Here is a 10,096-nt window from a genome sequence, read left to right as displayed (position 1 = left end):
TACCGCTTGTATCGCTTCGGCTTCGTCATTCGACACCTCCCGGCGCGGGCTGCGCCTATTCTAGGTGTCCACCAAATCAGAGAAAAACCACGCAGCCCAAACCTGACACTCCTCTTTCCGCCACATAACCTCTCTCTTGTGGTGGTTGCGTTGGTTTGTGAAGCAACGGCCATATTTGCCTGATCTCCGACATTTGCAGCTACCGGGTTGCCGGTAAGAATGTCCCGGGATGCATGATGATGTCAAAATGCTGCATCCCCTTTTTCAGTTCGAAACTGACCGAATGCCCGGCCTTGCGCAGAAGTTCCGCATAGTCGCGGCTTTGGCGGATGAACTCCGGGGTATCGCGTTCGGCCACGGTCACGTGGTAGCGGGGGCCGGGGCGTGGCAGGTGGCGGATCGGGGATAAGTCGTTCACCTCAACTGGCGTCAGTTGAAGAGGGTCATTCGTCGGCGTCAGGCTGATTGGCTCCAGATCATAAACGCCGCTGATCAGGATCACATCGCGCACCCGCAGACCAGCACGAGCCAGATCGTTTGCGGACCCGGCCATCACCATGCTTACCAGTTGCGCCCCCGCGCTGTGCCCGGACAAGGTAATCCGCGACGGGTCAAACCCAAGGGTTCCGGCCTGAGCAGCCAGCCACAGCAGTGCGTCGCGGCATTCGTCGACCATCTCTCCGATACGCGCGTCGGGGGCGAGGGTGTAGTTCAGGGTTGCAAAGGACTGTTCGGACTCAATCAGCGCCGGGGCCATCATCGCCGAGTCGCGCTGACTGAGGGCTTGCCAATAGCCTCCGTGGATAAAGACATGCAGAGGTGCGCCAGCGCCTTTTGCGGGAAAGAAATCCAGAACCTGTGTCGGGCTGCCACCATAGGCTAGGTTCTCTTTCACCTCCATCTGTGTCCGGTGCTGCGCGCTGAGCGCTGCGTAGCTATCGATATAAGGGGTCAGGTCGCCGCCGATCATCGAACGGGGCGAATATTCCTGATCCAGTTCATCCTGTGTGAAACCCCTGTACAGCATCGTTTTCCGCCCTTGATTGACACATGCCGGGTCGGACCCAGCCAGTACATTCAAGTCTTAGGGCGCATCGCGGCCGGATTCCAGAGGGTCAGGTCCAGTCCAGAACCACCTTTCCGGACCGGCCCGATTTCATCGCAGCAAAACCTTGCGCGAACTCATCGACCTTCATCTCGTGTGTGATCACGCGACTGACATCCAGACCGTTCTGCAACATAGCGATCATCTTGTACCACGTCTCGAACATCTCGCGGCCATAGACGCCTTTGATGGTGATGGCCTTGAACACGATGCGGGACCAGTCCACGGGGGATTTGCCGGGCGGAATACCAAGCAGAGCGATCTTTCCACCCATGACCTGCGCTTCGACCATCTGATCCAGTGCGATCTGCGAGCCTGACATCTCAAGACCCACGTCGAAGCCTTCCTTCATGCCGAGTTCTGTGATGACGTCCTGCAGGTCTTCCTTGGACACATCGACGGTGCGCACAGTCGGCACCACATGTTCCGCCAGTTTCAAACGGTCAGGGTTGATATCGGTGATCACCACATGCCGCGCCCCGGCATGGCGGGCGACGGCGGCGGCCATGATGCCGATGGGGCCTGCGCCGGTGATCAGAACATCCTCACCCAGCAGGTCAAAACTGAGCGCGGTGTGCACAGCGTTGCCCAGAGGGTCCAGAATCGCTCCGATTTCATCGGGGACGTCATCGGGCAGGGGCACCACGTTGAAGGCGGGTAGTTTCAGGTATTGCGCGAATGCCCCCTGTTCGTTGACGCCGATCCCGCGCGTGCCGGGATCCAGATGGAACTTGCCCGCGCGGCTCTGGCGGCTGTCATTGGTAATCAGATGCCCCTCGCCGGAACAACGCTGACCGATTTCCAACCCGGTCACATTGCGCCCGATTTCGACGATCTCACCAGCAAATTCATGGCCGGTGATCATCGGGGTCGGCACCGTGGCGGCAGCCCAGTCATCCCAGTTCCAGATATGGATATCGGTGCCGCAGATGCCGGTCATTTTGACGCGGATCAGAACCTCATCCGGGCCGATCTCGGGCACCGGGGCCTGCACCATCCACAGCCCTTCCTCGGGTTTGGATTTCTCGAGCGCTTTCATCGTATTGGGTCGCATCAGATGATCCCCAGCTCTTTGCCGACCTTGCCAAAAGCGGCCAGCGCACGGTCCAATTCATCCTTTGTCAGAGCCGCATTCATCTGCGTTCTGATCCGCGCCTGCCCGCGCGGGACGACCGGGAAGAAAAAGCCCGAGACATAGACGCCCTCTTCAAACAGCTTTGCAGCCATGTCCTGTGCCAGCTGAGCTTCACCCAGCATCACCGGGATAATCGGGTGTTCGCCCGGTAGCAGGTCAAAGCCCAGTTTCTCCAACCCCGCGCGCCAGTACTTGGCGTTGCCGAAAAGTTGGGCGCGCAGCATGTCGCCCTGTTCGACCAGACGAATAGCCTCGATCCCGGCGGCGACAATCGAAGGCGGCAGCGAGTTTGAGAACAGATAGGGCCGCGCCCGCTGCCGCAGCAGGTCGATCACTGGCTGCGGCCCGGCGATATAGCCGCCGATTGCCCCCCCGAGTGCCTTGCCCAAGGTTCCCGTCAGGATGTCGACATCAACACCGAAATGATCCGGTGTGCCTGCGCCATTCGGTCCCATAAAGCCCGTAGCGTGGCAGTCATCGACCATGACGATGGCGTCATACTTGTCGGCCAGCTCGCGGATTTTCGGCAAGTTGGCCAGATAGCCATCCATCGAGAACACGCCATCGGTCGCGATCATGACATGCCGCGCGCCGTCCTCGCGCGCTTTCTTGAGCCAGGCTTCGAGGTCGTTCATGTCATTGTTCAGATAGCGATAGCGCCTGGCTTTACAAAGCCGCACCCCGTCAATGATCGAGGCATGATTCAGACTGTCCGAGATAATGGCGTCTTCTGGTCCGAGAAGGGGTTCGAATAGCCCGCCGTTCGCGTCGAAACAGGCGGCGAACAGGATCGAGTCATCTTTACCAAGAAATTGCGCCAGCTTCTGTTCCAGCTCGCGGTGAATATCCTGTGTGCCGCAGATGAACCGGACCGAGGCCATGCCGAACCCCTTGGGCTCCATCGCGCCTTTGGCGGCCTCGATCAGCGCCGGGTGATCGGCCAGACCCAGATAGTTGTTGGCACACAGGTTGATGACCTGTTTGTCGCCTACCGTAATCTCGCCGCCCTGAGGCGAGGTGATCATTCGTTCGCGTTTATACAGACCTTCCGCTTCGATCTGCGCGAGGGTGTCCGTGATGTGGGACAGGAATGCATCTGCCATGGCGGGCTCCGTTATGTGAGTCGCATATCTAACATAACGGATGTAATTCCCAAATGGGGGAATTACAACATCTAAGAAAAAAATCCGTAAAGCTGGATTCTTGGGGTCATGCGTTTTTGACGATTAGGAACACGCGCGCAGGCCCATCTGCGATGATCGAGTGCGCCACATCAGCCGCATAGCGTGCTGTATCACCCTGCTTGAGGTCTCGGGTTGCTGCACCGGACGTCACGCGGACAGCTCCTTCCAGCACGGTCAGCTGTTCCCGCGCACCGCGTGCGTGCGGTTGGCTTGTCAGAGTGCCACCTATATCAAAAGCGATATCGTAAACCTCGTGACCTCCGGCCTCTTCCGGCGGTGACAGGATACGGATGCGGCAGTTCTGCCCCATATTGTCGATACTCGGCACTTCGGCCTTGTGCAGCACTTCGATCTGATCCGTTGCGCTGCCGTCTTCCAACAGACCGGCGAAATCCACCTGAAGGGCGCGGGTCAGGTTCCACAAGGTCGAAATGGTAGGGCTGCTTTCACCCCGTTCGATTTGGCTGACCATCGAGCGGGACACGCCGCTGAGATTGGCGACCGCTTCCAAAGACAGGCCCTTGGCCCGTCGCGCCTCTTTCAGGCGCGCGGGCAAGCGCGTCAGGATATCGTCTGTGTTCTCCGTCATGACGGAATTCCTTGCGCGTTGATGCATCGGATGTCAATTCCAACCGTGACGGGACGTCCTATGGGACAGGTGGGCGCAGCGCAGGCATACTGCGCGCAAATTCAGGAGGATTGACCTATGACCGATATCGTAATTCTGGACGGTGCCCGTACCGCGATTGGAACCTTTGGCGGGGCTCTGGCCTCGACCGCGCCGATTGACCTGGCCACCGTTGCGACCGAGGCGGCGTTGGAGCGCTCGGGCGTGGAAGGCGCGCAGATCGGGCACGTGGTGTTTGGTCATGTGATCAATACAGAACCGCGGGATATGTACCTGTCACGCGTTGCGGCAATGCAGGCGGGGATTCCCAACGGAACACCCGCAATGAACGTGAACCGTCTGTGTGGCTCGGGGGCGCAGGCGATTGTCTCGGCGGTGCAGTCGCTGATGCTGGGTGATGCCGAATTTGCGGTCGCTGGCGGTGCCGAAAGCATGTCGCGCAGCCCCTACATCGTGCCTCAGGCGCGGTGGGGTGCGAAAATGGGCGATGTGTCTTCTTTGGACATGATGTTGGGGGCGTTGAATTGCCCGTTTGGAACCGGGCATATGGGCGTGACGGCAGAGAATGTTGCAGACGAGCATCAGATCAGCCGAGAGCAGATGGATGAGTTTGCGCTGACCAGCCAGTCCCGCGCGGCGGCTGCGATTGAAGCTGGACATTTCAAGAGCCAGATCGCTCCGGTGCAGGTCAAGGTAAAACGCGATATGGTCGATTTCAAGGTCGACGAACATCCCAAGGCAACCACCGCCGAGGCGTTGGCCGGGTTGCGGGCTGTGTTCAAGAAGGATGGGCGTGTGACGGCGGGCAATGCCTCGGGCATCAATGATGGCGCGGCGGCGATGGTTCTGGCCACTGCGGATGCAGCAGAGAAAGCCGGACTGAAGCCAAAGGCCCGCATATTGGGATATGCCCATGCCGGGGTTCGGCCCGAGGTGATGGGCATTGGCCCGGTTCCCGCAGTGCAGAACCTGCTGAAAAAGACCGGTCTGTCGGCAGGGGATTTCGATGTGATTGAAAGCAACGAAGCCTTCGCTTCGCAGGCTCTGGCGGTCAATCAGGAGCTTGGCCTGGACGCAGCGAAGGTGAACCCGAACGGCGGCGCGATTGCGCTGGGGCATCCGGTTGGAGCGACAGGTGCGATCATCACATTGAAGACGCTTTATGAATTGGAGCGCACGGGCGGATCGAAGGGCCTGATCACCATGTGCATTGGTGGCGGCCAGGGGATCGCCATTGCCATCGAGCGGCTTTGAACCGGGACCGGGCGGGGGGCTGTCTGCCCCCCATCGCGCCGGGGTGCGATTCCCCCCGAGGATATTTTGGCCAGATGAAGCTTGCGGGTTTAGCTGAGTGCGTTGAACAGCAAGACCAACGCTGCGCCCGCTGCTGCGCCCAAGGTGGCGGGCAGGGCGGTGGACCATAGTGACGATTTATGCGGTTCGTCTTTCTGGGTCTGTGCGATCAGCGCGTTTTCGACCAGGGTAGGCAGGCGCGGGCCAAAGCGGGCCAGAACAAGGGCGGTTTTACCAAAGTCCCGTACGGCTGCGCGGGGACCAATAGATTTCTTGATGTAGTCCTCGACCACGGGGCGGGCGACTTCCCAGATGTTCATATGGGGATCGAGCGAGCGTGCGACACCTTCCACGACAACCATGGTGCGCTGTAGCAGGATCAACTCGGTCCGGGTCTCCATGCCAAAGCGTTCCGTGACCTCGAACAAGTAGTTCAGCAAGCGGCCCATCGAGATGTGGGTGGCGTCCATGCCGAAGATGGGTTCTCCGACCGCACGCAGGGCACGGGCGAATTCATCGACGTCCTGATTGGCGGGGACGTAACCGGCTTCGAAATGGACCTCGGCCACGCGCTTGTAGTCGCGGCGGATGAAGCCAAAGAGGATTTCGGCATAGACCCGGCGGGTATACTCGTCGATATGGCCCATGATTCCGTAGTCATAGGCGATAATATCCCCGTTGGCGGCCACCTTGAGGTTGCCTTGATGCATGTCCGCATGGAAATAGCCGTCGCGCAGAGCGTGCAACAGGAACAAGCGCAATACACGCTCGGCCAGATCGCGGCGGTCATGACCGCCGGCATCCAGCGCCGCGTTGTCGCCCAGCGGAATACCGTCGGCCCAGCTGAGCGTCATCACGCGGCGCGCGGACAAGGACCACACCACTGGGGGTAGCCAGAACCCGGCATCGTCCTTGGTATTGGCTGCATATTCCGAAGCGGCAGCGCTTTCCAGCCGCAGGTCCAGCTCGCCGCGCACGACGCCGTCGAAATGTTCGATCACCTCCATCGGGCGCAGACGGCGGGCGCCGGGGGCGCAAAGCTGTACGATGCGGGCGGCGAAATAGAACGCGTCGACATCCTTTCGGAATGCGCGTTCGATGCCGGGCCGCAGAACCTTTACGGCAACATCCTCGCCCGTGCTGGTCAGCTTGGCCTTGTGGACCTGCGCAATCGATGCTGCGGCAATCGGTTCACTGAAGTCGCTGAAGATATCCGCCACCGGCTGCCCGAGTTCCTTTTCGACCTCGGCCATAGCCTCGGGCTTGGGAAAGGGAGGCAGTTTGTCTTGCAGCACACGCAATTGCGCGGCAAGTTCGTCGCCGACCACATCAGGGCGGGTCGAAAGGACCTGACCGAACTTGATATAGGCCGGGCCCAGTGCCGTCAGGGCGCGGGTGGCGGGTGGCATGTCCGGATCGCCCTTGTAGCCCAACCATTGAAACGGCTTTCCCAGAGCATGCGCCACAAATCGCAGCGACTTGGGGGCTTCAAACGCATCCAGCACCACATTCATGGCACCTGTGCGTTCCAGCGTGGCGCCTGTTCGGATCAGGCGGATGATGTTGTGAGGACCGCGCATCAGATCTTCCAGCCAGAATGCAGTGCGGCGATGCCCATGCTCAGGTTGCGGTACTTTGCATTTTCGAATCCGGCGGCGCGGATCATGCCCAGGAATGTTTCCTGATCCGGGAATTTGCGGATTGATTCTACCAGATACTGATAGCTGTCATAGTCGTTGGCAATCAGTTTCCCCATGCGGGGGATGACGTTGAAACTGTAAAGGTCATAAAGCTTCTGTAGCCCGTCATTGGGCAGTTGGCTGAATTCAAGCACCATCAGACGGCCCCCGGGTTTCAGAACCCGGTACGCTTCGTTCAGCGCCTCTTGGGGACGTGTGACGTTCCGGATGCCGAAGGAAATCGTGTAGACGTCGAAGGTGTTATTCTCGAAGGGCAGGCTCATCGCGTCGCCCACCACCCAGTTCAGGCTGTCCGACATCTGATCAGCTTCGGCGCGCTGTCGGCCTTCGATCAGCATCGGTTCGGTCAGGTCCAGAACCGTGGCGTGCCCGTGACCTGCACGTTTCAGGAACCGAAACGAGATATCCCCCGTGCCGCCTGCAACATCCAGCAGTTGCTGGCCGGGCCGCGGGGCCAGCCAGTCCATCATCGCGTCTTTCCAGATCCGGTGGATGCCCATCGACATGACATCGTTCATCACGTCATATTTCGAGGCGACCGAGTTGAATACACCCTGAACGCGCCCGGCCTTGTCGGCCTCGCGCACGGTTTCGAACCCGAAATGAGTGGTCTTGTCGCTATTGTCGGACATTTGCCTTGCCGTTTGTCGAATTTCGCCTCTGTTATAGGGCCATAAGAACCGGGCACAATGCGGCCCTTTGCTTTAGGAGCGGTGAAATGCCCGAATTGCCCGAGGTCGAGACAGTACGACGCGGTCTGAGCCCTGCGATGGAGGGCGTGGTGATCACGCGGGCGGACGTGAATCGGCCCGACCTGCGCTGGCCCTTTCCGGATGGTATGGCCGACCGGTTGACGGGCCAGCGGATAGAGCGTTTGCGTCGGCGGTCGAAATACATCCTTGCTGACCTTTGCAGTGGCGAGACGTTGCTGATTCACCTGGGGATGTCCGGGCGAATGACGGTATCGGGAGATCCACTGGGGCAGTTTGCGCATGAGCACCCGATGCCCGAGAAACACGACCATGTGGTCTTTCACATGGCCAACGGGGCACGCATCACCTTCAATGATCCGCGACGCTTCGGTGCGATGGACCTGTTGCCGACTGCCAATGCTGAGGATCACAAGCTGCTTTCGGTTCTGGGGCCAGAACCCTTGGGCAATGATTTCCACGATCAGCACCTTGTGGATGCGTTCAGGGGCAAGAACACCCCCGTCAAATCCGCACTGCTGGATCAGGGAATCGTTGCCGGATTGGGCAATATCTACGTTTGCGAGGCGCTTTATCGGGCCGGAGTGTCGCCACGTCGCAAAGCGGGGCAGATTTCCTCGGCGCGTGTTGCCGCATTGGTGCCGATCATCCGGCAGGTGTTGCAGGAGGCCATTCAGGCGGGCGGTTCATCTCTGCGCGATTTCCGCCAAGCTGATGGAGAGCTTGGATATTTTCAGCACAGCTTTGATGTCTACGGGCGTGAGGGTGAACCCTGCAGAACCGAAGGGTGCGAGGGTGAAATCAAGAGAATCGTTCAGTCCGGTCGCTCATCCTTCTATTGTGCGCAATGCCAAAGATAACTTGATCCAGCGAAATCGCGTGATAAGGAATTGTACCTGAACGGAACAACCGGAAGCTTTCACCTCATGGCTTTTGAGACGATCATCGTCGAAATCGAAGACCACGTCGCCCTCATCAAACTCGACAGACCGGATGCGCTGAACGCGCTGAACACGCAACTGACGCTGGAACTGTGTTCCGCGCTGGAAGATGCGGATCAGAATGACAAGGTGCGCTGCATCGTCATCACCGGCTCGGACAAGGCCTTTGCCGCTGGAGCGGATATCAAAGAGATGTCCGAAATGAGTTTTGTCGAGGTTTACAGCTCGAACCTGTTTGGGGCTTTCAACGACCGCATCACCGCGATTCGCAAACCGATTATTGCTGCCGTGGGCGGTTACGCCTTGGGCGGCGGTTGTGAGCTGGCAATGCTGTGCGATTTCATCATCGCTGCGGATACGGCCAAGTTCGGGCAGCCCGAGATCAATCTCGGCGTCATTGCGGGTTTGGGCGGTACGCAGCGCCTGACTCGGTTTGTGGGAAAGTCCAAAGCGATGGACATGAACCTGACTGGTCGTTTCATGGACGCCGAAGAGGCAGAGCGTGCCGGTCTTGTCAGCCGTATCGTTCCCGCCAAGAAGCTGGTAGAAGAAGCGGTTAGCGCAGCTCAGAAAATTGCCGAGAAATCTTTGCTTTCGGCGATGGCCGCAAAAGAAGCGGTAAATCGCAGTTACGAATTGCCCTTGAGTGAGGGGATGCTGTTCGAACGCCGGGTCTTTCATTCGATGTTTGCGACCGAAGACCAGAAAGAGGGCATGGCCGCGTTTCAGGAAAAACGCGCAGCGCAGTTCCGGGACAAGTAGACTGAGGCGGGTGTTTCCCGCCTTTTTCATCGGCGCGCGCTGGTTCAAAAGAATCCGCTTGGCAAAGCTTGCAAACTTGGATAACTAGCGCCGCTATACATGCGCGTGCGGCCCGCTTGGCCCGACTCACACTCGTGATCCTGATTCGGTGCGGATAGTTCCGTGGCGCGCAACCCAAGATAACCGTACCGAACAAAGGTCAAGACACATGGCTAACTCGCCCCAGGCAAAGAAGCGCGCGCGTCAGAACGAAAAGCGTTTCGCAATCAACAAAGCGCGTCGTTCGCGCATCCGCACCTATCTGCGCAAAGTCGAAGAAGCGATCGCCTCTGGCGACAAGGACGCGGCAACCGCTGCATTGCGCGCAGCCCAGCCTGAACTGATGCGCGGCGTCACCAAGGGCGTCTTCCACAAGAACACTGCATCCCGCAAAATGTCGCGCCTGTCGGCCCGCGTCAAAGCGCTGGGCTAAACTTGAAGATGACCTAGCGTTACGTCAGAAACGCTGATCCAATTCCCAAAGGCGCTGCGGTCTGCGGCGCCTTTTTGCATCTGTTGCCGGAATACCGCGCCTTCACGAAACCGAGAGATTCTTTCGGTCAGAACCCCGAGTCAATATCAGAGTTTCGTTGCCGCGC

Annotated in this window: 11 protein-coding genes; 5 read left to right on the top strand and 6 right to left on the bottom strand. The window is 59.1% G+C overall.

The features are described from left to right. Positions 1–183, top strand: a 183-nt coding sequence (locus ACR0L4_RS22365) for a hypothetical protein (RefSeq protein ID WP_480515277.1), incomplete at its 5' end; no start/stop codon positions are given. Between the two features lie 16 nt (positions 184–199). Here the strand turns inward: ACR0L4_RS22365 and ACR0L4_RS22360 are convergent. From ACR0L4_RS22360 to ACR0L4_RS22345, 4 genes are all read right to left on the bottom strand, one after another. Then, the gene (locus tag ACR0L4_RS22360; RefSeq protein WP_170754817.1) at positions 200–1,027 is read right to left on the bottom strand and encodes an alpha/beta hydrolase; all 828 of its coding nucleotides are present in this window, start codon (positions 1,025–1,027) and stop codon (positions 200–202) included. 88 nt (positions 1,028–1,115) lie between these two features. Continuing rightward, on the bottom strand, positions 1,116–2,144 hold the full coding sequence (gene tdh, locus ACR0L4_RS22355) for an L-threonine 3-dehydrogenase (protein WP_480515279.1): 1,029 nt from the start codon (positions 2,142–2,144) through the stop codon (positions 1,116–1,118). Between the two features lie 14 nt (positions 2,145–2,158). Continuing rightward, a complete protein-coding gene (locus tag ACR0L4_RS22350) occupies positions 2,159–3,343 on the bottom strand; it encodes a glycine C-acetyltransferase (protein WP_480515274.1) in 1,185 nt (394 codons plus the stop codon). Between the two features lie 106 nt (positions 3,344–3,449). Further along, complete coding sequence (locus ACR0L4_RS22345; RefSeq protein ID WP_170754813.1) at positions 3,450–4,013, bottom strand: XRE family transcriptional regulator; 564 nt, start codon at positions 4,011–4,013, stop codon at positions 3,450–3,452. Between the two features lie 117 nt (positions 4,014–4,130). Here ACR0L4_RS22345 and ACR0L4_RS22340 point away from each other — a divergent pair, with 117 nt between their 5' ends. Next, positions 4,131–5,306, top strand: a complete 1,176-nt coding sequence (locus ACR0L4_RS22340) for an acetyl-CoA C-acyltransferase family protein (protein ID WP_480515272.1) — start codon at positions 4,131–4,133, stop codon at positions 5,304–5,306. Positions 5,307–5,395: 89 nt separating this feature from the next. On the opposite strand, the gene ubiB is transcribed toward ACR0L4_RS22340, so the two are convergent. Together ubiB and ubiE are read right to left on the bottom strand one after the other, a co-directional pair. Continuing rightward, positions 5,396–6,925: a 2-polyprenylphenol 6-hydroxylase gene (gene ubiB / locus ACR0L4_RS22335; RefSeq protein WP_170754809.1), complete on the bottom strand. Its 1,530-nt coding sequence runs from the start codon at positions 6,923–6,925 to the stop codon at positions 5,396–5,398. Continuing rightward, positions 6,925–7,677 carry a bifunctional demethylmenaquinone methyltransferase/2-methoxy-6-polyprenyl-1,4-benzoquinol methylase UbiE gene (ubiE, locus tag ACR0L4_RS22330; RefSeq protein WP_480515269.1) on the bottom strand — a complete coding sequence of 251 codons (753 nt, stop codon included), beginning with the start codon at positions 7,675–7,677 and terminating at the stop codon, positions 6,925–6,927. Before ubiE ends, ubiB begins: the two co-directional genes overlap by 1 nt. Before the next feature lie 86 nt (positions 7,678–7,763). Between ubiE and mutM the strand changes: the two genes are divergently transcribed. From mutM to rpsT, 3 genes are all read left to right on the top strand, one after another. Beyond that, positions 7,764–8,615, top strand: a complete 852-nt coding sequence (gene mutM, locus ACR0L4_RS22325) for a bifunctional DNA-formamidopyrimidine glycosylase/DNA-(apurinic or apyrimidinic site) lyase (protein ID WP_170754805.1) — start codon at positions 7,764–7,766, stop codon at positions 8,613–8,615. 66 nt (positions 8,616–8,681) lie between these two features. Continuing rightward, the gene (locus ACR0L4_RS22320; RefSeq protein ID WP_480515267.1) at positions 8,682–9,458 is read left to right on the top strand and encodes an enoyl-CoA hydratase; all 777 of its coding nucleotides are present in this window, start codon (positions 8,682–8,684) and stop codon (positions 9,456–9,458) included. A gap of 208 nt (positions 9,459–9,666) precedes the next feature. Beyond that, a complete protein-coding gene (rpsT, locus tag ACR0L4_RS22315) occupies positions 9,667–9,930 on the top strand; it encodes a 30S ribosomal protein S20 (RefSeq protein WP_170351928.1) in 264 nt (87 codons plus the stop codon). The last annotated feature ends 166 nt before the right edge of the window (positions 9,931–10,096 follow it).

The organism is Ruegeria sp. AB5 (assembly GCF_056542645.1).
Note: the sequence above shows the minus strand (reverse complement) of the source record. Positions and strands in the feature narration are given on the sequence as shown.

What these genes read in the sequence shown, in the direction of transcription:
- ACR0L4_RS22360 (WP_170754817.1), bottom strand. Translation starts at nt 1,027, where the DNA reads ATGCTGTACAGGGGTTTCACACAGGATGAACTGGATCAGGAATATTCG.
- tdh (WP_480515279.1), bottom strand. Translation starts at nt 2,144, where the DNA reads ATGAAAGCGCTCGAGAAATCCAAACCCGAGGAAGGGCTGTGGATGGTG.
- ACR0L4_RS22350 (WP_480515274.1), bottom strand. Translation starts at nt 3,343, where the DNA reads ATGGCAGATGCATTCCTGTCCCACATCACGGACACCCTCGCGCAGATC.
- ACR0L4_RS22345 (WP_170754813.1), bottom strand. Translation starts at nt 4,013, where the DNA reads ATGACGGAGAACACAGACGATATCCTGACGCGCTTGCCCGCGCGCCTG.
- ACR0L4_RS22340 (WP_480515272.1), top strand. Translation starts at nt 4,131, where the DNA reads ATGACCGATATCGTAATTCTGGACGGTGCCCGTACCGCGATTGGAACC.
- ubiB (WP_170754809.1), bottom strand. Translation starts at nt 6,925, where the DNA reads ATGCGCGGTCCTCACAACATCATCCGCCTGATCCGAACAGGCGCCACG.
- ubiE (WP_480515269.1), bottom strand. Translation starts at nt 7,677, where the DNA reads ATGTCCGACAATAGCGACAAGACCACTCATTTCGGGTTCGAAACCGTG.
- mutM (WP_170754805.1), top strand. Translation starts at nt 7,764, where the DNA reads ATGCCCGAATTGCCCGAGGTCGAGACAGTACGACGCGGTCTGAGCCCT.
- ACR0L4_RS22320 (WP_480515267.1), top strand. Translation starts at nt 8,682, where the DNA reads ATGGCTTTTGAGACGATCATCGTCGAAATCGAAGACCACGTCGCCCTC.
- rpsT (WP_170351928.1), top strand. Translation starts at nt 9,667, where the DNA reads ATGGCTAACTCGCCCCAGGCAAAGAAGCGCGCGCGTCAGAACGAAAAG.